Origin of the sequence: Cytobacillus firmus DS1, assembly GCF_000565285.1 — a bacterium.
Taxonomy (GTDB): domain Bacteria; phylum Bacillota; class Bacilli; order Bacillales; family Cytobacillaceae; genus Cytobacillus; species Cytobacillus firmus_A.
Map to the genome: position 1 here is coordinate 64492 of NZ_APVL01000014.1, position 19440 is coordinate 83931.

27 protein-coding genes are annotated in these 19440 nt (G+C 40.0%); 20 read left to right on the forward strand and 7 right to left on the reverse strand.

The features are described 5' to 3' along the window. Window positions 1-6: 6 nt before the first annotated feature. The 3 genes from PBF_RS17525 to PBF_RS17535 all read left to right on the forward strand — a co-directional run bounded on the left by PBF_RS17525 (window position 7) and on the right by PBF_RS17535 (window position 1487). Window positions 7-300, forward strand: a complete 294-nt coding sequence (locus PBF_RS17525) for a YokU family protein (RefSeq protein ID WP_035331455.1) — start codon at window positions 7-9, stop codon at window positions 298-300. Window positions 301-425: 125 nt separating this feature from the next. Beyond that, complete coding sequence (locus tag PBF_RS17530; RefSeq protein WP_035331456.1) at window positions 426-647, forward strand: YozE family protein; 222 nt, start codon at window positions 426-428, stop codon at window positions 645-647. A gap of 144 nt (window positions 648-791) precedes the next feature. Beyond that, window positions 792-1487 (forward strand): hypothetical protein, encoded by a 696-nt coding sequence (locus PBF_RS17535; protein ID WP_035331582.1) that lies wholly within the window; start codon window positions 792-794, stop codon window positions 1485-1487. Between the two features lie 28 nt (window positions 1488-1515). Here the strand turns inward: PBF_RS17535 and PBF_RS26195 are convergent, their stop codons facing one another. Beyond that, window positions 1516-1677, reverse strand: a complete 162-nt coding sequence (locus tag PBF_RS26195) for a hypothetical protein (protein ID WP_160169268.1) — start codon at window positions 1675-1677, stop codon at window positions 1516-1518. A 175-nt stretch (window positions 1678-1852) separates the two neighbouring features. On the opposite strand from PBF_RS26195, the gene PBF_RS25225 reads away from it, so the two are divergent. Both PBF_RS25225 and PBF_RS17540 read left to right on the forward strand, forming a co-directional pair. Further along, window positions 1853-2026 (forward strand): YozD family protein, encoded by a 174-nt coding sequence (locus PBF_RS25225; RefSeq protein WP_009332582.1) that lies wholly within the window; start codon window positions 1853-1855, stop codon window positions 2024-2026. A 313-nt stretch (window positions 2027-2339) separates the two neighbouring features. Then, entirely contained in the window at window positions 2340-3110 is a 771-nt protein-coding gene (locus tag PBF_RS17540) for a sporulation protein (protein WP_035331458.1), read from the forward strand. Window positions 3111-3178: 68 nt separating this feature from the next. Here the strand turns inward: PBF_RS17540 and PBF_RS17545 are convergent, their stop codons facing one another. Continuing rightward, complete coding sequence (locus PBF_RS17545; protein WP_235192285.1) at window positions 3179-4036, reverse strand: glycerophosphodiester phosphodiesterase; 858 nt, start codon at window positions 4034-4036, stop codon at window positions 3179-3181. Window positions 4037-4299: 263 nt separating this feature from the next. On the opposite strand from PBF_RS17545, the gene PBF_RS17550 reads away from it, so the two are divergent. Then, a complete protein-coding gene (locus PBF_RS17550; RefSeq protein ID WP_035331460.1) occupies window positions 4300-4608 on the forward strand; it encodes a YodL domain-containing protein in 309 nt (102 codons plus the stop codon). 43 nt (window positions 4609-4651) lie between these two features. On the opposite strand, the gene PBF_RS26570 is transcribed toward PBF_RS17550, so the two are convergent. Beyond that, window positions 4652-4801, reverse strand: a complete 150-nt coding sequence (locus PBF_RS26570; protein ID WP_200870062.1) for a hypothetical protein — start codon at window positions 4799-4801, stop codon at window positions 4652-4654. A gap of 15 nt (window positions 4802-4816) precedes the next feature. Further along, on the reverse strand, window positions 4817-4945 hold the full coding sequence (locus PBF_RS27060; protein ID WP_268745125.1) for a hypothetical protein: 129 nt from the start codon (window positions 4943-4945) through the stop codon (window positions 4817-4819). A gap of 152 nt (window positions 4946-5097) precedes the next feature. On the opposite strand from PBF_RS27060, the gene deoD reads away from it, so the two are divergent. Together deoD and PBF_RS17560 are read left to right on the forward strand one after the other, a co-directional pair. Continuing rightward, complete coding sequence (gene deoD, locus PBF_RS17555) at window positions 5098-5802, forward strand: purine-nucleoside phosphorylase (protein ID WP_035331461.1); 705 nt, start codon at window positions 5098-5100, stop codon at window positions 5800-5802. 392 nt (window positions 5803-6194) lie between these two features. Further along, on the forward strand, window positions 6195-7067 hold the full coding sequence (locus tag PBF_RS17560; protein WP_035331463.1) for a D-Ala-D-Ala carboxypeptidase VanY: 873 nt from the start codon (window positions 6195-6197) through the stop codon (window positions 7065-7067). Window positions 7068-7086: 19 nt separating this feature from the next. Here PBF_RS17560 and PBF_RS17565 read toward each other — a convergent pair whose 3' ends face one another. After that, on the reverse strand, window positions 7087-7335 hold the full coding sequence (locus tag PBF_RS17565) for a hypothetical protein (protein ID WP_235192286.1): 249 nt from the start codon (window positions 7333-7335) through the stop codon (window positions 7087-7089). A gap of 251 nt (window positions 7336-7586) precedes the next feature. Here PBF_RS17565 and PBF_RS17570 point away from each other — a divergent pair, with 251 nt between their 5' ends. From PBF_RS17570 to PBF_RS17580, 3 genes are all read left to right on the forward strand, one after another. Beyond that, window positions 7587-7793: a heavy-metal-associated domain-containing protein gene (locus PBF_RS17570; RefSeq protein ID WP_035331465.1), complete on the forward strand. Its 207-nt coding sequence runs from the start codon at window positions 7587-7589 to the stop codon at window positions 7791-7793. 143 nt (window positions 7794-7936) lie between these two features. Next, window positions 7937-9415, forward strand: a complete 1479-nt coding sequence (locus PBF_RS17575) for a S41 family peptidase (protein WP_035331467.1) — start codon at window positions 7937-7939, stop codon at window positions 9413-9415. Window positions 9416-9591: 176 nt separating this feature from the next. Further along, the gene (locus tag PBF_RS17580; protein WP_235192287.1) at window positions 9592-10518 is read left to right on the forward strand and encodes an LCP family protein; all 927 of its coding nucleotides are present in this window, start codon (window positions 9592-9594) and stop codon (window positions 10516-10518) included. 45 nt (window positions 10519-10563) lie between these two features. Here the strand turns inward: PBF_RS17580 and PBF_RS17585 are convergent, their stop codons facing one another. Continuing rightward, the gene (locus PBF_RS17585; protein WP_035331471.1) at window positions 10564-11178 is read right to left on the reverse strand and encodes a class I SAM-dependent methyltransferase; all 615 of its coding nucleotides are present in this window, start codon (window positions 11176-11178) and stop codon (window positions 10564-10566) included. Between the two features lie 115 nt (window positions 11179-11293). On the opposite strand from PBF_RS17585, the gene PBF_RS17590 reads away from it, so the two are divergent. The 3 genes from PBF_RS17590 to PBF_RS17600 all read left to right on the forward strand — a co-directional run bounded on the left by PBF_RS17590 (window position 11294) and on the right by PBF_RS17600 (window position 13572). Continuing rightward, window positions 11294-11695, forward strand: a complete 402-nt coding sequence (locus tag PBF_RS17590) for a hypothetical protein (protein WP_035331472.1) — start codon at window positions 11294-11296, stop codon at window positions 11693-11695. Beyond that, window positions 11688-12608: a CobW family GTP-binding protein gene (locus PBF_RS17595; RefSeq protein ID WP_035331473.1), complete on the forward strand. Its 921-nt coding sequence runs from the start codon at window positions 11688-11690 to the stop codon at window positions 12606-12608. The genes PBF_RS17590 and PBF_RS17595 overlap by 8 nt, the downstream gene beginning before the upstream one ends. Before the next feature lie 130 nt (window positions 12609-12738). Continuing rightward, window positions 12739-13572, forward strand: coding sequence for a hypothetical protein (locus PBF_RS17600; protein WP_035331475.1), 834 nt, complete (start codon window positions 12739-12741; stop codon window positions 13570-13572). Between the two features lie 35 nt (window positions 13573-13607). On the opposite strand, the gene PBF_RS17605 is transcribed toward PBF_RS17600, so the two are convergent. Further along, the gene (locus PBF_RS17605; RefSeq protein WP_009332565.1) at window positions 13608-13850 is read right to left on the reverse strand and encodes a hypothetical protein; all 243 of its coding nucleotides are present in this window, start codon (window positions 13848-13850) and stop codon (window positions 13608-13610) included. Window positions 13851-13967: 117 nt separating this feature from the next. Between PBF_RS17605 and PBF_RS17610 the strand changes: the two genes are divergently transcribed. From PBF_RS17610 to PBF_RS17640, 6 genes are all read left to right on the forward strand, one after another. After that, complete coding sequence (locus PBF_RS17610) at window positions 13968-14234, forward strand: hypothetical protein (RefSeq protein ID WP_035331591.1); 267 nt, start codon at window positions 13968-13970, stop codon at window positions 14232-14234. Between the two features lie 340 nt (window positions 14235-14574). After that, the gene (locus PBF_RS17615; protein WP_035331477.1) at window positions 14575-15555 is read left to right on the forward strand and encodes a hypothetical protein; all 981 of its coding nucleotides are present in this window, start codon (window positions 14575-14577) and stop codon (window positions 15553-15555) included. Between the two features lies 1 nt (window position 15556). Further along, entirely contained in the window at window positions 15557-16231 is a 675-nt protein-coding gene (locus tag PBF_RS17620) for a response regulator transcription factor (protein ID WP_035331479.1), read from the forward strand. Further along, window positions 16228-17631, forward strand: coding sequence for a sensor histidine kinase (locus PBF_RS17625; RefSeq protein ID WP_035331482.1), 1404 nt, complete (start codon window positions 16228-16230; stop codon window positions 17629-17631). Before PBF_RS17620 ends, PBF_RS17625 begins: the two co-directional genes overlap by 4 nt. Window positions 17632-17650: 19 nt before the next feature. Next, window positions 17651-18109: a FixH family protein gene (locus PBF_RS17630; RefSeq protein ID WP_035331483.1), complete on the forward strand. Its 459-nt coding sequence runs from the start codon at window positions 17651-17653 to the stop codon at window positions 18107-18109. 449 nt (window positions 18110-18558) lie between these two features. Further along, on the forward strand, window positions 18559-19317 hold the full coding sequence (locus tag PBF_RS17640; RefSeq protein WP_035331486.1) for a CAP domain-containing protein: 759 nt from the start codon (window positions 18559-18561) through the stop codon (window positions 19315-19317). Window positions 19318-19440 lie beyond the last annotated feature (123 nt).

Genomic DNA, 19440 nt, shown 5'->3' on the forward strand with positions numbered 1-19440 from the left:
ACAGGAATGGGAAATAAATGTGCCTGGTGTGAAAGCCAAAATATAAATGAAAGCAGCGAAACGGTTTATTGGGAGCTTCCTGATGGAACAAGGGCCATCCAAATAAATGATACACCTTCCATTTCCTGCAGGGATTGTGATATGGTTTACCAGACAGAAGAACTTGTTAAGTCGATTGAGGACCAGCTATTTTTGATTGATGTGAAAAAGATCGGAAAAGAAATAAATTATGAAAAATTGATGGAGCAGCCAAGGCTGCTGAAGCGAAATTATTTTGATTTCTCTTCCTATGATAAGTGAGGAAAAGGGCAGCCCGCAGAGATATGCGGGCTGTTTTTAATATGTATTAGTAGACGGGCTTAGCACAATTCGATTATAGTATAAAATAAATTAATGAACGACAGAATGAAAGGGAAGGCGTTAGTATGTCAAAAACTTTCTATCACTTTTTAATGAAATACAGGCATCCTTCACCAAAGGATAACATCAGCCGTTTTGCCAATGACGCATATCAGGATCACAGCTTTCCGAAAACAGCTTATGATTATGATGAGGTAAGCTCTTACCTTGAACTGAACGGAAGCTATCTGGAGACCATGTCTATTTTCGATGAAGCCTGGCAATTGTATATACTCTCAGAAAGCTGAATGAACACTTTGAAACACTCCGCCATAGGAGTGTTTTTTATTTTGAGATGGCTGTTTGTGATGAACGTACGGACGATTTTCATAAAAAGTGCATATACTATTGTATTCACTACTCACGACTCAGTCATTGAGAGGATGGAGGAAATGAGCAAAAAGAAAAAACCAAAGTACAAAATCGGTGATACAGTCGTGATCACTATTTATGGTACAGTCGGAAAAGTAACAGATGTAAAGTGGCTAGATGATATGTACGTCTATGAAGTCAATAAAAGTGAAGGTCTATATATGGAATCCAGCCTTCAAATGCTGTCTGAGTATGAAGGTGAGATTATGGAAAAGGAGCATATTGACATCGAATATAAATACTTTTTTGGCGACCTGGTCCAAGTCAAGGGGTATGGTTCGGATCTTTTCAAAATCGTAGGCTTCAGGACGGAAATTTGGAGATACAAAGAAGATGCATGGGAAGATGTTATTTATGAGCTTTCAAGAATTAATGACGGGGAATGGCTGGAAGCAGGGGAAGAAGAGCTGACACTCGTTGCGGATGCTGAAAGTGCTGATGCATTTATTCAAAAGCTGGGGCTCCTCTATATGATTAATAAAAAAGAAAAGCTTCCTGAATTAAGGGAAACGGCACATTCTTTCCGCAGGGCAGAAAAGGAATTGCTTGAAGGGATAAAAGAAAGAAAAGTGCTTATTGATGGTTTGCTTGATATATACAATGATTATCGTATTCTTTATGAAATGTTTCAGGATGATGAGTATAAGCATATCATGCGGGTTATACTCAGAAAGCTGAAGCATATTGCCAACAATGATGATAAGAGCACTGTGTAAAAAGCAGGCACAAAACTCTTAGCACTTTTTAGAGCCAGGTGACCAGGAGATACAGTAAGAATGGAATGCCAAACCATATGACGAGCTTAAACCAGGCATCTAATAGATTGCTATAAAGATTTAAAATAGAGCTTTCTTCACGATTGACATCATCTTTAATTAGCAGGGCTAGTCTGGATATACTTGACATGTCGCTGCCTCCTCTATTTGTATAAAATGGATTCCTGCTGGCTGTTTATCCTATATGTATGTCCTAACCGAAGAAAAATGCATCTAAAATAAAATAAAGAATATGGCTTTTCTGAAAGTTGTTCTGCATGAATCCAGGCAGTGCTTCATACATTTTGTACAAAGGGGGCGTTGCTGTGAAGGAAATAGAAGTCGTAATAGATACAGAAGAAATTGCTGAGTTTTTCTTTCATGAGCTGGCAAAAAGGGGATATGTGCCTACTGAAGGAGAATTGGATGAACTTGCAGATATCACGTTTGAATACCTGCTTCAAAAGTGCATCATTGATGAAGAAATTGAAGATGACTGATATAGAAAAATGACGAGGAAAGGTGCTCGTCATTTTTTTGCGGAGCGGCTGGAACATTTATACATATTTTGAAACACTGTATTACAAACCGTGCAGCATTTTAGTGTGTACACAGCGAATGCAGCAATTTCAAAAAAAATATTTGCTGCCTCCTCTTAAAATGAAACCTTCTTGTTAATAAGTACGTATATCTAAGTGAAATAAGTGCTTTGCTTATTATACAACCGATTGAGTAAAAAAATCGGCATGCAGGAAGGTAAATCTTCCATTAGTAAAGAACTAAAAATATAAAAAGAAACAGGGAGAGAAGCATATGTCATTTTTTAATAAGGTCCTGGCAAGTGTGGGAATTGGATCAGCAAAAGTGGATACGAAACTTGAGAAGGATTCAGCAGTACCTGGCGAAGCCATCAGAGGCGTGGTTGAGATTACAGGGGGCAGCACCGAACAGAAAATTGATGATATTTACCTTTCATTGAATACGACTTACATTAAAGAATCAGATGATAAAAAATATACTGTCTCCGGTCTGATTGACCGTTTCAGACTCGCTCAATCCTTTACCCTGGCTGCGAATGAACGAAAGGAAATTCCTTTTACCTTTAACCTTCCGGCTGACACACCTTTGTCTTTTGGCAAAACGAAAATATGGGTGGCGACAGGACTGGATATTAAAAACGCGGTGGATCCTGCTGATAAGGATTATATTCGTATAATTGCAACCCCGCTTATGGACTCTGTATTGAACGCTGTTTCAAGTATGGGATTCCGTTTGCGGGAAGCAGAATGTGAACAGGCTCCGCACCGCCTTCGCAGTAGGCTGCCGTTTATCCAGGAGTTTGAATTTGTTCCAGTCTCCGGTCCTTTCAGAGGAAAGCTTGATGAACTGGAAATTGTATTTTATCCACAGTCAAACGGTGCGACTGAGGTTATGATGCAAGTAGACCGTAAAGCGAGAGGATTAGGCGGATTCCTGGCAGAAGCACTTGAAATGGATGAAACATTTGTCCGTTTCACTGTTACAAATGCAGATATTCCTTATATGCAGCAAAAGCTTCAGTCGGTCATTGCAAAATATGCTTAGTTTATGCGAAAACGATGGGTGATGTCCATCGTTTTTTCTTTGGCTGTTGCAGTGAAACGTTATAGCTGTTATGCCAGAAGTGTTTTAATTAAATCCTGTCCTTTTAAAAAGGGGGTAATGAAAGCGTACATGATTGAATCGGGGATTCGCTTCTCGTCATCGGAAATAATGCCGTGAACACCAAGCCTCTGCATGTCTGCAAATTGGTATTGTTTGCTGATGGTCCACGAGTAGATTTCATAACCGAATAATTCAGCTTGATTAATGAAGGACTTGGAAAGCAGAAGATGGTGAACAGATAGAAAAGAGGCAAAATCGCGGTAGGATGCCAAATGAAACAAATCCAGGTGTTTGCTCAGCAGCAGGCCTGCAGGAATCTTGGGAGCCAGCTCGTGAAATTTTTTCATTTCATTAATATGAAAAGATTGGACTTTTATCTCACTGTCGGGTTTGTAAGAGTTTAGGGTGTCTGCGAGAATTTCTGTCATGCCAGGCTGATTTTCAGGTGATTTCATTTCAATTATAATTCCTATTTTTCCACTGACTTGTTGTAATACTTCAGTCAATAAAGGAATTTTTTCACCGGCATACGCAGGGGAAAACCAGGAGCCTGCATCCAGTTTTTTTATGTCTTTAACCGTCAAATCCTCAATTAGCCCCTCACCGTCGGTAGTGCGCAAAACATTAGCGTCATGAATAACAACCAGCTGTTTATCCTTGCTCAGCCTTACATCTAACTCGATAAAGTCAAAACCCATTTCAATAGCTTTTTCAAACGATGCAAGCGTGTTTTCCGGTGCAAGTGCCGATGCGCCTCTATGTGCGATAGACTTAAATGGCATGAGAGGCTGAAAAAAATAAGAAATAGTCATTAATAACATTCCGATTAGGATTGAAAGCAAAACAGGCTTTTTAGATACCAGCAAATTCATCACCTCCAGGTAAAAGTTTTATACATAATATGCAGAATAAACAATTTTGAAAGCGTTTTCCTAGCAAAAAAAACCGTTAATCGACAAAAATAGTACTTTTTTGATGGAGGAAACGACAAGAAAAAAAGCTAATTAAACAGTAATAAAAAGTGGTTCACGGAGTTTTAGGCAACTGTCAGAACAAACGTCATAAGGATGTTTGGTGTATTAGAGTCAGCCAAAAATAGCGGATGCTGGGAATAAGAGGGGGATGCCATATGCTGAAGGAATTAACAAGAATCAAAAGAAGAGAGTATGATGTTACGATCTTTCAAACACCTGAATTCAGGGGCAAAAAAGGCTTTCAGCAAGTATATCGCCTAAATGTCGAAGCTTTAACTCATGAGGAATGTCTTGAATCAGTTTTTAGAAAGTTTAATGTGCATGACCGGATCCCCGGAGATTTTGATGGCCGATTTATTTCCACAGGAGATATACTCTATATTGATGAAGGAAGAAGAGGGCAATTTTATTATCAGCTAAAGCCGGGCGGCTGGGAAGAAGTTAATAGGATACATATTAGATAATTGAGAAAACAGGAGGGCATAACAGCTCTCCTGTTTATTTTTATTAATCGGTTATGTGTGATCCCGGACTGTTTTTGCGTTTGTTGGCTGTGAATTCCTTGCCATGAGCTTCCTGCTCTGCAACAATGGCTTCAGCAGGAATATGATTATTCTTCTTGGGTGAATTTATACGGTTGCGGTGCTTTTTGCCCATATTAAGTCCCTCCGCTTATCGATTACTTTTTGTTTTGACTGTTTTGGATGTATTAGGCTCGGTATTAGCTCTGGAAGACGGATTTGTCTCATTGGCATGCTGGACTGCCTGCCTGAGTTTTTTGCTCATTCCTTTTTGCGGCATGATTACAACCTCCTTTGGAAAAGCTAAAATTAGCTTTCCCCCATAGAGAAAAAACATGCCCTGTCTTATTTGTTTCTAACTGATGGCACATATGGTATAGTGTGACTTGGAAGCATTTACAGCGGCTTCAGAACTAATTTGGAGGTTAATTTATGAGCGTACATATTGGTGCTAAAGAAAATGAAATTGCGGAAACGGTCCTGCTTCCTGGAGACCCTCTTCGTGCAAAATATATTGCAGAAACATTTTTAGAAAATGCGGAGTGCTACAATGAAGTCCGCAACATGTTTGGCTATACTGGGACGTATAAAGGGAAGCGCATATCAGTTCAGGGCACAGGCATGGGGGTTCCATCCATTTCCATCTATATCAATGAACTGATGCAAAGCTATAATGTCCAAAACCTGATTAGAGTAGGAACGTGCGGTGCGATTCAAAAAGATGTAAAGGTTCGCGATGTAATCCTGGCGATGAGCTCTTCTACGGATTCCCAAATGAACAGGCTCACTTTCGGAGGGGTTGACTTTGCACCTACAGCCAACTTTGATCTATTGAAAAAAGCTTATGATGCAGGTATTGAAAAAGGATTAAACCTTAAAGTCGGAAATGTCTTCACAGCTGACATGTTCTATAATGACAATTCAGAACTTGAAAAATGGGCAAAGTATCAGATCCTGGCAATTGAGATGGAAACAGCAGCTCTATATACACTTGCAGCGAAGTTTGACCGCAAAGCACTATCTGTCCTAACAGTCAGTGATCACATCCTGACAGGTGAGGAAACGACTGCTGAAGAAAGACAAACCACCTTCAATGAAATGATCGAAGTGGCACTTGAAGCTGCTATTAAGGAATAATATAGAATGAAACTGGTTCACCTGAGCCAGTTTTATTTTTTTGGCTGTTTTCGCAAGGTTTGTTGCTTTTTTTATATTATATACAGAGTTGATTGGAGCGGAAGGTGCGAGATCCTCGAAAATGCTATGCATTTTCTTCGTGCGGTGTTTACTAAAGGAAGCTTATTCAAAGTCCTGCCCCGCTGTTCGCTGAGCATCCTGGAGCGGAAATCAACGGACAACATTGATAGGCGAAAAACAACAATTTATACGAAGAGTTTTTTTATGAGTGTGTTTTCTGTAAAAAGAATATTTTGTGCCGATTGTCCTGTTTTTAACACAATTATGGACTAGTTGACGTGTAGTGTTAAAATAGTAATGTTGCAAAGAAATAAAAAGACAGGTGAATTTGAATGAAGAAGATCATAATTATGGCAGGGTCCCTCAGCCTCCTGCTTTCCGGCTGCAGCCAGCTTGATCCGTATTTGGATAAAGCAAAGCCGCTTATTGAAAAAATTCCGTTCCTTGGGGAAGATAAAAGCCTTGATGAACCTTCTCAAGAAAATGAATCACAAAATAGAGAAGAAAACAGTTCCGGGAAAGCAGACAATGAAGTAAAAGAAGATATTCAAAAGGATCCTCTTTCATTGGAAGCTTCATATTTTAATGATATAAAAGCTGTGGATGGCAGAAATATAATCCAGAACCCTGATAATGTGATGGTTCTGGTGAATAAACAATTCAGCCTTCCGGATGGCTATGAACCATCCAAGCTAATGATCCCGGATGTCGCATTTTCTTACGGGAAGTTAGATTTGGAAAAGAGCTATATGCGCCAGGACGCAGCTGAGGAGCTGGAGAAGCTGTTTGCCGGAGCATTGAATGAAGGTGTGGAATTATTTGCTGTTTCCGGCTATCGCTCATTTACACGGCAATCGGAAGTTTTCGAGGCCGAAGTAAATAGAGTTGGTAAAGAAAAAGCGGTTCAGGCTGTGGCGATTCCCGGAAGCAGTGAACATCAGACAGGACTTACAATGGATATCTCAAGCAGAAGTGCAAACCTTGAACTTTCAGAAGAATTCGGGGAAACAAAGGAAGGAAAGTGGCTTGCTGAAAATGCACATCGCTACGGTTTTATTCTCCGCTATCCTAAAGGAAAAGAAGCCATAACAGGTTATAAATATGAGCCTTGGCATTTCCGTTATGTGGGCCATGAAGCTGCAAAAGTCATTTATGAAAAGAAATGGACTTTGGAGGAGTACTTCAATATTGTTAAAAAAATTTAAGAGGCCAAATTGGCCTCTTTTATTTGCCTTTCTCCTTTAGACTGCTTTTTCCTGATTGAAAATAGAATATACCCGCTAAAATGAAGGGTACAGCGGGAAGGGCTGATAGAAAGCGAAGCACATTTTCTGCCCCTGTTAAAGAATATCCCAATGGCAGCAGCAGAAAAAAACTTAATAGAGCAAGTTTCCATGACTGATTCATAATCCCGGCAATTAGGCTGATTAGGGAAAATGCGAAGCTTATCCATAATATTGCGGTTAACATCATAAATTCACCCCTTAAGAAAGTGATGGGAGAAGAGGGCTGGCCGGTGAAAAGGATTGGGAGAGGGTTATTAAAATGACTATATAATAAAATATGTTTATACCGGCAAAACATTAATCTTTTATTTTCCTGATGCAGAATGCCGGTTAAATTTAGGGTGATTTTTGCCGGCTGTTTGTTTAGCTGATGTTTATAAACATTCTTAAATGAGGTATTAATAAACTAAGTTTACTTGTAAGAAGGAGGCACATGCTTTGGAAAAAGTTTCTCTTAAAGTTGCAGGCATGACCTGCAGCCATTGTGAAGAGGCAATCAAAAATGCCCTTCTCTCCATCGATGGTGTGGCAAGCGTCTCGATTGCCTTTCATGATGAACATGCAGAAATCGAATATGACCCTGAAAAATCTGATAAGGAAAATTTGATAAAAGCGATAAAAGACCAGGGCTATGGGGTAGCCTGACATAAGAAAGAGCGCCACGCATATTTTGCTGGCGCTCTTTCAATCGCTGCACACATTTTTCTTTGTTATTTATTCGATAAATGTTATTCTAATCATTAAGGATTGTACATAGTTATTTTACGGTGACGAAAGTGGTGAAAAGTTTGCAAAATGAAGATTTAAACAAGGAAACTTCTGAAACACCAGATAATAACCATTCAGGTTTTATCCGCATGAAAAAGTTTCATTTTGTAATGCTGCTGTTTTTTATAGTGTTCCTTTCAGCTGGAATTACTACCTTTGCACTGGCCTTTGGTGATGAAAAGGCAGTAGATGTGGGAACAAGTGAAAGAAGGGAATTTGATAAGCTGTATACAGCTTATGATACCCTGAAAGCAAATTATTTCCAGGAAGTGGATCAGAATAACCTTATAAATGGTGCTATTAACGGTATGCTTGAAGCGCTGGATGATCCTTACTCGGACTATATGAATGAAGAAGAGGCCGAAAGCTTTCATCAGAGTATTTCATCTTCATTTGAAGGAATCGGAGCTGAAATCCAGGAACAGGAAGGCTACATAGTCATTGTATCCCCATTGAAAGGTTCACCTGCTGAAAAAGCCGGGCTTAGGCCAAATGACAAGGTTCTATCAGTTGATGGAAAAAGCCTTCAGGGGATGAGCTCTACAGAGGCCGTTATGCTGATCAGAGGCGAAAAAGGAACTAAGGTAGAACTTGCAGTTCAGCGTCCCGGCACAGATGAGCCTATGAATATTTCCATTACACGCGATACCATTCCGCTTGAAACCGTCTATGGGGAAATGCTTGAAGATGGTATTGCAAAAGTACAGATTACTACATTCTCGGAAAATACTTCTAAAGAACTGGTGGAAACTCTGAATGAGCTGCAAAAGCAGGGCATGAAAGGATTAATCCTTGATCTTCGCCAGAATCCAGGCGGCCTGCTGGATCAGGCAGTGGAAATCTCCAGCCTGTTTGTCCCGGATGGCGAGATATTATTCCAAATTGAAGACCGCAATGGAAACAGAGAAGAAGTAAAATCAAAGAGTGAAGAAAATCCGAATATACCTTTAGTCGTTGTGATTGATAAAGGAAGTGCCAGTGCATCAGAAATTCTGGCTGCGGCAGTACACGAATCTGCAGATGTGCCGCTTGTCGGTGAAAAATCGTTTGGAAAAGGCACTGTCCAGCGTGCACAGGACTTCTCCGACGGATCAAACATGAAATTCACTACTGAAAAATGGCTGACACCGGATGGAAATTGGATTCATAAAAAGGGAATTACACCTGACCATAAAGTGGCCTTGCCGGAATACGCTGCACTGCCATTTATTAATCCAGACACTGAATTGAAGCTTTCTGCTTCTTCAGCCCAGGTTAAAGCAGCTCAAGCTATGCTGAAAGCTCTGGGATATAATCCTGGAAGAGAAGACGGTTTCTTTGATGAAAAAACGGAAGCAGCTGTAAAGGAATTCCAGGCTGCTGAAAAGCTTGATCAAAATGGTGTATTATCAGGGCAGTCTACTCTTAGGCTGATGGAAAAACTCCGTGAAAAAATCGACCAAAACGATACGCAAATTCAAAAAGCAGCTGAAGTGCTGAAAAAGCAAATAGGGTCATAATTTTAAGCTCTCCGATTCGGAGAGCTTTTTTCATCATTTTTCAAGCGAGACGATTCCTTCCTCAAGCAAGTAGCGGCAGGTGGGGGCAGTTCAAGTATTGCTTTCCAGAAAGTGGGTATATAAAGCGCTACTCTTTCCAACAATGGTAGTAAACTTTACTATAAAGCAGCGCAGGGGTGATTTGCTTGAAAAATATAATGATTCTATTTTTACTGGCTGCAGCTATACTATCCGGCTGCACGTCCTTTCAGCAAAAAGATAATAATAATGCAAGGCAGGGGATGGAGATCGGCGAGTCCGAACAGGAAAATAAAAAGCCTTCAGCTAGTGAAAATGAAACGAAAAACTTTCTGCTGATTGGTGTCGACAGCAGAGGAGAAGAGGATTCACGTTCGGATGCCATTGTGCTGGCCAGCTATGAACCTTCCGGAGAATCCATTAAATTGGTCTCTCTAATGAGGGACAGCTATGTAAAAATCCCGGATTATAAATATATGTACAGCAAATTGAATCATGCTTATTATATAGGCGGGAAGGATTTATTAAAGGATACAATAGAACAAAACTTCGGAGTCCAAATCGATCATACAGCAATTATTGATTTTAAGGGGTTTACAGCTATGCTTGATGCCATTGCCCCGGACGGAATTGAAGCGGAAGTCAGTTCTGCCATGATTGATGATATGGGACTGGATCTGGAGCCCGGGAAACAAAAGCTTAAGGGAAGTGACATCTTATCATATGTGAGATTTCGCCATGACGGACAAAGTGATTTCGGGAGAGTGGACAGGCAGCAGGAAATTTTGATTGGGCTTAAAGATGAAGTGATGAACCAATTTTCATCACCTGCCGGTTTAGCAAGGTTTCCGGAGGTAATCAGCCAGGCAATGAAATATGTTGAAACAGACTTAAAGGTTGAAGAAGCATTATCACTCGGTGTGAAGTTTTTAATGAATCCTGTCACTGACATTGAAACACTTAGGGTACCTGTTGAAGATAGTTATGAGAATAAGACATATGAACATGCCGGTTCGGTTCTCCAGCTTGATTTTGAAGAAAATTCAGAAGTGCTTAAGCAGTTTTTGGATGCTGAAAAGAAATAGCGGAAATAAGCATAAAAAGTTAATGAGGAGCCCACGGGCTCCTCATTAACTTTTTATGCAGACTGCAATCCCAAAAGGGTAGTGTTTGCCTTCTCTTTTAGGTTCAATTAGAACACTTCTCTGATAATAAAATTCCGTCTCTCCATAAGACTTGAACAGTTCAATAAATTCATCTTCAGTCAGCTGGTGGAAATGGAAGGGCTCATTTGTTGGCTTTCCCCTCCCGGCACCGAAGGGCGTGGATAAAATGAGAGTCCCGCCTGGCTTTAGCATCTTAAAAAGACTGTTAAGAAATATTTCTTCTGATGCCAGGTGTTCAAGCGTTTCAAAGCTCGTAATCACATCAAAGAGTCCTAATTGGTCAGGGAGAGAATCATCTTCCGCGTTGGCTTTTATATATTGCACGAGAGGATGATAATGATGCTGTCTGGCATATTTCAGTGTATCCTCATCAATGTCTACTGCCACAATTTCATTTATTTCTTTTTTCTTGGCTTTTGCCATTATTTTTGAACCGTACCCCGTCCCGCAGGCAATATCAAGCACTCTCCCTTTAGCGTAATAAAGGGCGAAATAGTAACGTGCCAAATGTTCCAGAAGCATTCCGTTAGTAACCGGCATTTCCTCCAGTATGATTCTTTCTCCGGTATTTTCCAGCATGTAAACTCCACCATCCTTAATAGAAATTATAGCAAATATGTCTTATGGTTTGTATGGACTGGTAAAATCATATACAATGGGTCATTAGACAGGATAGCTATAAAGAGGTGATCCTTTGAAGCAGATAGTGATGCTTAATGAAGAGACCCGCAGGCAAATATCAGATATTGAACAAAAATGTGAAAAGCTTGCAGAAAAACTTCTTAATAAGTACAAAACAGACTTTCAAACAGAAGAGGAAAATCTGGCAGTGGACCTGATCAGAACGATAAAAGGCAGGCATGCATCAGATAACGATGTGTTTGAAAATGATTATGAGTCCATTCTGGAACTGGGAATTGAGACGGAGGATGAATTTTTTCCAAATGCTTATATTCCCATCTGGAAATGCAAACAGGAAATGTTTCATTCCGTTGGTTATTTAACCAGCCTGGATATTGATTCAATAGAGAAGAAAATGTTGATTATGATTCAAGAAATGCTGGCAGATCGTGAAGAAGGGGAAAAGTATGAATAAAACAGAAATATTTATATTATCAGGATTTCTTGGGAGCGGGAAAACAACGCTTCTAAAGCAGCTGCTTCAGGATGAAAAGAAGCAAGGAAGAAAAGTGGCAGTCATGATGAACGAGCTCGGCAAAGTTTCAATTGACTCGGACGCAGTCGATGAGGATGTGCCATTAAAAGAGCTGCTTGATGGCTGCATATGCTGTACCATCTCAGATAAGCTGGAAGCGCAGCTTCAGGAATTATTGATGGTTGAGAAGCCGGAAGCGATCTATATTGAAACTACAGGTGCTGCTCATCCAATTGAAGTTCTGGATAGTATCCTTTCCCCCCTCTTTGCAGACAGGATGCAGGTAAAAGGCATTATTTCTGTTGTTGACGGTCCAAGATGGCTTAATCGAAATGTGTTAAGCCCTCAGGTGCAGCAGCTTTTAATTGAGCAGGTACGGCATGCTGATTTAATTATTTTAAATAAAGCAGATGAACTTTCCGAGGCGGAACAGGCGCGGCTTACCATGGAGATTCAGGGTCTGAACAGCCAGGCCTTCACCATCTTAACCTCATACTCAAAGATCGCTGTGAAGCAGGTAAGAGGTATGTCACCCGGGAAAAAGAGCAAGGCATCCAGGTCACATGTTTTTTCTGATCTAAAGCTTAGCACGTTCGTTTATCAGTTTCAAAAGCCTGTCAATCAGACTGAATTTGAGGATTTTCTAAGAGGACTTCCAGACACTGTGTACAGAATAAAAGGGTATATGAAGCTGAATTCATCTCAGTACCCGTTTCTTTTTCAGTTTTCTTATGGAATGCCGCTCTATATACAGGAAAACATAAATATGCCCCTGAATATGGTGTTTATTGGAGAGAAACTTGATTGGGCAGAAATCGAACAAAGGTTAAAAATTCTCGAAAGTATTAATTAATCAGGGTATTTAAAGGAAATCGCATTCAAATGGTGCGATTTTTTTATTACTTAATGAATGAAGAAAACCTTTTTTTGAGAAACTCATTATATAATGCCTAACCGAAATAACCTATAAATGAGTGGAATTTATGAAAACTATAAACATAGTCATTGTATTCATCTTTCTTCTTTTTGCAGGAGGCACACACACATCTGCAAGTAAGGAGGGAATTGGCTGGCGGATTGAGATGCTGCCATGGGAGAAAGTGAATGGGATATTGCCCAAATACAGTGAATTTACTGTTCTGGATGTTGAAACAGGCAAGAAGTTTAAGGTCCAGCGGCGTGCCGGAAGCCATCATGCAGATGTTCAGCCATTAAATACTGAAGAAACAAAAATAATGAAAAGCATTTATGGGGGAAAATGGAGCTGGAAGCGGCGAGCCATCATAGTTATTAATGGAAATCAGTGGATAGCGGCTTCCATGCATGGGATGCCCCATGGAGGAGGTGCACTGAAAAATAATTTTCCAGGGCACTTTTGCATTCATTTTTACGGCAGTACCACACATCGAACAAACTTTATGGATTTATCACACAAGCTCATGATTTTGAAAGCTGCAGGAAAGCTTGATGGATATCTCAATAATGCCAATCCATATGAAGTAATCAGTGCATTCATGGCCGGACTAAAACAGCAGGATTCCAAGATAGTCCAGTCGATTTCTCTCCAGCCCTTAGCCTGGAATAAACTCCTGCCCGGGATAGAAAATGTAAGGCTAAGTGCGATGCCCGTCCTCCCTGCTGAGGATTTGGCTGATGAGCTGAGCATGGAGGTGCCCGTGGAAGCTGATTGGTTTATTAAAAACCGCGGCAGACAGCATTTTCGTGGCAGCATCTATCTTGTGCGCTTTTCACAGGCAGACCCATGGAAAGTGGATAATAAAAGATTCTTAAAGGAAAATAAGTTAGTGAACGAATAAAAGCCTGAGAATAAAATCTCAGGCCTTTATTTATTTTACTGTTTTTCTCCAAATTTGATGAATGTCCGCTCGTCTTCCACAAGTCCGCAAGCCGCACATTGCACCCTTTTATCAGGGCCTTTATAAGGCATATGGAAGGGGGACAGCTGTTCACTGCTGTACTCTTCCAAAACATTCCCTGTCTGAGGATCCATTTTGATGGATTGAGGCACCTGCTGAATAATATTGAATCGGCTTCTGTTGGTTTTACAGTTTGGGCACCGATAAGGTGAATTCATAACTCATTCTCCTTTCTCGCATATTAGCTGTATTTTTTGCATTTATAAATTTATTTATGTAAAAATACAGCTAAGGAAATATAATTGTTTCCTGTTTTGGAAGGGATGTGGCAAGTTATGAGTCCAGACTATGAAAAGCTTCTAAATGAATACCGGAAGCTATGGAATAACCGGAAACTCGAAGAGGATACTAATGCAGAAAACATTTTGAAGGAAGCAATCTCCAGGGAACTAAGGGATGAAAATTCCCATCCAAGAGTCCGTAAGACTATCTATGAAAAATTTTACCTTGCGGTTAAGAGAATTGCACATTCAGACTTGGATGACACATCCAAAGCAGCACTTATCCATATGCATATCCATGAAGCGGAAGGTTTGAAATAGGGGGGGAAGCCTCCTTTTTTAATGGCTTTTTTCTCAAGGTTTGTCGCAACTTTTTATTTATTTGCTGAGTTGATTGGAGCGGAAGGTGCGAGACTCCTGCGGGAGTAGCGGGACAGGTGAGACCCCGCATATGCGCAGCATCGAGGAGGCTCACCGCCTGCCCCGCGGAAAGCGAGCATCCTGGAGTGGAAATCAACGGACAACATTGTTAGCGAAAACAACATTTTATACGAAAAGAGCCTATTTATTATTAGGTTTACTGCAGATTTCAAGATCCTTTCACATTTATCTCACAATATTAATGTAAGATAAAGATAAGATAGTCATGAGGAGAAATTGTATGTCAAAAAAAATGTATTGGCTTTTCTTTTTATGGATCATAACAGCCTTCCTTACTTCCTGCTCTGAAAAGAGACAGCCTGCAATACCCGAGGATATAAGCTTTGCTGCCACAGTGAATATCAAGGATATGACCATATCTTTTGTGGACCTGGAAAAAAAGGAGCTGGCGGCAGATTGGGCTATGGAGAAACCTTATACAGGCGCTTTAATTCTCCCGGACAATGATTCCATCCTTCTTTATGGAAAACAGCTTGAAACGGCTGATCTTTATTCCTTAAAGGAAGGCAAACTGATTGATAGCTGGGAAACAGGAGAAGGAATCGTAAATGGAATCCTGCTTGAAACGAATGAAATCGCTTTTGCAGATCAGCATTTAAACAAAATTAGGTTCTTTCATTTAAATGGAGAAGAAGAAAAACAGGTTGAATCTGAGATAGATCCGCTTACCCTGCTGGAATCTGGTGAGGAGAATAAGTTATTTGTCTTAAGCTTCAATCATGAAAAACTGGGAATAATCGACCTTGCATCAAAAGAAAAAAGCGGGGAATTTACAATCCATCCTTCAGCAGCCGGTGCTTGGCTTAATAAGAGAAACGGTGAAATCTGGATTGGCGGACATGGAGAAGGTCTAGATATTGAACAAAATATCCATGTATATGATGAAGAAACAGGAAAGTTAAAAAAGAAAATTCCAGCCGCTTCGATGCCTATTAATTTTCTGGGACAAGGAAATCAAGTATATGTCCTAAGCCATGGATCAAATATGTTATATAAAATTAATGAATCAGGGGAAGTAGCAGCCTCTGTTTCGATTGCGGCAAATCCTTTTGAAATGGCTTTTGCAGCAGATAAACTATTAGTGGCCGGTTATGATAGCAATGATTTGCATGTACTGGAGCCGGAAAATTTAAAAACGCTTAAAAGTATCAAGGTTGGAGAGGGTCCTTTTAAAATAGTCATTAGAGAGAGTGTGAAATGATATGCTGAATATCCTGATTATAGACGATGAAGCAGACATGAGGCATTTAATTGAAATGTACCTCGGGAATTCAGGATTTGCATGCTTTTCAGCAGAAAGCGGCTTTGAAGCATATGGCATACTTGAAAATAATGTGATGGACTTAGTTATTATGGATATAATGATGCCTGGGGAGGATGGATTTGAAGTATGCTCTCAAATCAGGAAAAAATCAAATGTGCCAATTATATTTCTATCTGCTAAGGGAGAGGAATGGGATAAAGTGAAAGCTCTGCAGATAGGAGGGGATGACTATATTGTCAAACCTTTCAGTCCTGGAGAGCTTGTCGCCAGAATCAATGCTGTCCTTCGAAGAACGGGCGGATTAAAAAGTGACATGGATTCTATTCGAATTGGAAAGGTCGCAATTGACATGAAAGCAAGAAAAGTCTCAGTTGCTGGAAAGCATGTCACGCTTACTCTTAAAGAATATGAATTGCTTCTTTTTTTTATCGAACATAAAAACCAGGCATTAAGCAGGGAACAGCTGCTTGAATATATATGGGGCATTGATTATACAGGGAGCTTAAGAACAGTGGATACTCATATAAAAACGCTTAGAATGAAGCTTGGTGTTGGTGACTATATTCAAACAGTCTGGGGAGTTGGCTATAAATTCGAGGTGCCGGATGAATGAAATTCCTGACCAATAGCCTGGCTAAAAAAATGTGGCTGACCGTAACAGCAGCGATTATTATAACGATCTTATATTCCTATTTTTTATCTTACTTATTTTATGAAAAAATTTATGTGGAAAATGTCAGAGACTCCCTGCTGACTGAAGGGAGAAGCCTGGCGTCAGAGTACCAGGGAGGTGCTTTGACAGAGGATCTCAGGGGAAAAATCGAATGGTATAATTCAAAATCAGAAACAGAGATTTTTATAGTCAGTAATCCCAGAGAGCTTAGTGCCTGTCTGCCTTTTGAAATTGACTATCAGACACTAATTGGCAAAGCAGAGCGTGAAGAGCTTCTTAAAGGCAATCCAGTTGAAAAACTCGGCTATGAAAAAAGGTTTGACCGGAAAATTATGGGTGTCATTATGCCGCTTCTTGATGATAATCGGCTTCAAGGCATTATTTATTTATATGTTCCCCTCGCGAAGATTTCAGAGATTACCCGGGATTTTGCATATCTATGGCTCGCAGCTGCGGCAGTTTTTACAGTTATCAGCATCATTTTAGGTACGATGCTCGTTAAAAAACTGACAAAGCCCTTACTGGATATGAAGGATGCAGCTGAACATGTTTCAAAGGGATATTATGATATTCATTTAAACATTGATTCAAAGGACGAAATTGGCCAGCTGGCCAATGCCTTCAATTATATGTCCTCATCTATACGAAAAGAAGACGAAAAGAAAAGGGATTTCCTGGCAAATGTATCACATGAGCTAAGAACCCCTATCAGCTATGTAAAAGGCTACAGTGAGGCTCTAATTTCCGGAATGGAAAAATCCGAAGAGGAAAGGCAAAAATACTTGCAGCTGATACTTAGAGAATCACGAAGGATGGAACGTCTTGTGGGAGACTTACTTGATTTATCTAAGCTTGAATCTGATGAATACAAACTCGAAAAAATGCCACTTCCATTGGCACAGCTTATAGAGGACGCTATTGAAAAATACAAGCCGATCCTACGTGAAAAAAATGTGGATTTGCAATATCGCCTGGATCCTGAAGTAATCATAAACGGAGATGAAGGCAGGATTGAGCAGGTTATCCAAAATATTATGGACAATTCCATCAGGTATACAGCAGAAGGCAGAATAAGCATCCGTTTATCTCAAGAGAGAGATCAATGCCTGATTGAAATAGAAGATACAGGAATAGGGATTTCAGAAGAACATTTAAGCAAAATTAAACAAAGGTTTTATAGAGTGAATAAAGGCAGAACAAGATCAGATGGAGGCACAGGGCTTGGTCTCGCAATTGCAGAAAAGCTGGTTAAGCTTCATCAAGGTGAGCTGACTGTGTTCAGTGAATTAAATAAGGGGACGAAAGTTAGAATTATGCTGCCGCTGCTCGAAATAAAGTAAATAAAGAGGAGATTTAATGATGAAAAAACTAGTGTATATTTGGCTCCCGGTAATGATCATTATTAGCCTGGCTGCCTGCAGCAATAATAATAAAGCTGAAGAAGAACCGCAATTCCTGGATGTCGAGTTATCGATAAACCCTGAAAAAGCAAAAGCGAATGAACCGGTTGTTTTTGAAGCAAAGGTTACTTATGGGGAGGAAGAGGTTACAGATGCAGAGGAAGTGAAGTTTGAGATCTGGAGAGCAAATGCTGACGAACATGAAAAAGTACTTGTTGAACATGCTGAAAACGGGATCTATCGCTTGGAGAAAAGCTTTAAAGAAGAAGGTACCTATTATATTTATTCACACGTTACCGCGCGCAGGATGCATAATATGCCTAAAAAGGAATTTGTTATCGGCAAGCCCAGTCCACCTGAAAAAAACTCAGGCAGCCAGGAAGAAAATATGGATGACAATGATCATGGCAGCCATTAAAAAGCAGCATTGGCTGCTTTTTGTTTTGAAATTGAGTAATCTTGCAGGGATTTTTCCATTAGGGGCATATATACCCGTTTACGGGTACATATACCTATCACATTTGTTACATTGGTGTAATAAAAGTAAAAAATACGATCGGCCTAAATACCTGTCAATAGCGATGTTTTAGTATATAAATGGTATTTGTTCAGAGCGGCTTCCACTACAGAGAAAAAAAACCAGAAAATCGCTTACCCATTTTGGAGTGATCATAAGCCTATTGAAATAAGGATTTATGAAAAGTTATAGGTCTATTTTTACTAGTTTAAAAGTCTCTTAGGTGTGCTGTAATCATGTATATGTAAAATCTGTCCAGAAATATTACGAAAAACCCTGTGTTATGATGATTGTGCAAGTCACACAGCACCACACAACAAAGAAAACAAACACAGGGAGGATTTATATACATGAATAAAAAAGTTATTTACTCAGTAGCAGCGGCAGCAGCATTATTAGTATCAGCACCGGGAGCTAACCAAGCGGACGCAGCTTCAAATTGTCCTACTCCTGAACAAGCTAAAAAAATCGCAATCTCTCAATCTGGTAACCTAAGTCAGGATCAAATTAATAACATTCTTCAAAAATACCTTAAAGACTACAATATAAATTGGGGAAATGCTCAAGTAAATAAACAGGAAGCTCAGAAGCCTGCAGCTCCAGCTCCAGCAGAGCAGCCTGCAAAAACCCCTGCCAAAACACAAGAAACAGCAAAAGCTCCAGCGCAGCAGCCTGCACAGCAGCAAGCACCTGCTGAACAGACAAAAGAAGCAGCACCTGCTTCTTCTGAAGTAAGTGCTTACGAGAAAAAAGTACTTGAATTAACGAACCAGGAACGTGCTAAAGCAGGAGTGCCTGCACTTAAATTGGATGCAGAACTAAGCAAAGTGGCTCGTGAAAAATCACGTGATATGCAGTCTAAAGGATATTTTGACCATAACAGCCCAACTTACGGTTCACCATTCGATATGATGAAGCAATTCGGCATCTCATACACTACAGCGGGCGAAAACATTGCTATGGGCCAGCAGTCTCCTGAAGAAGTTGTACAAGCCTGGATGAATAGTGAAGGCCACCGTAAAAACATCATGAATGCCAACTTTACACACCTTGGTGTTGGCCATGTTGCTGACGGAAACTACTGGACACAAATGTTCATTGGGAAATAATGTTTAAATAGTTAAAAGGCAGCCTCTTCTGGCTGTCTTTTTTTTATGAGTTTTTGCCTTGTCACCTGAATTAATTCAGTATAGTATTTCCTTCAGCACCATGTATGTATTCAATCATTCATT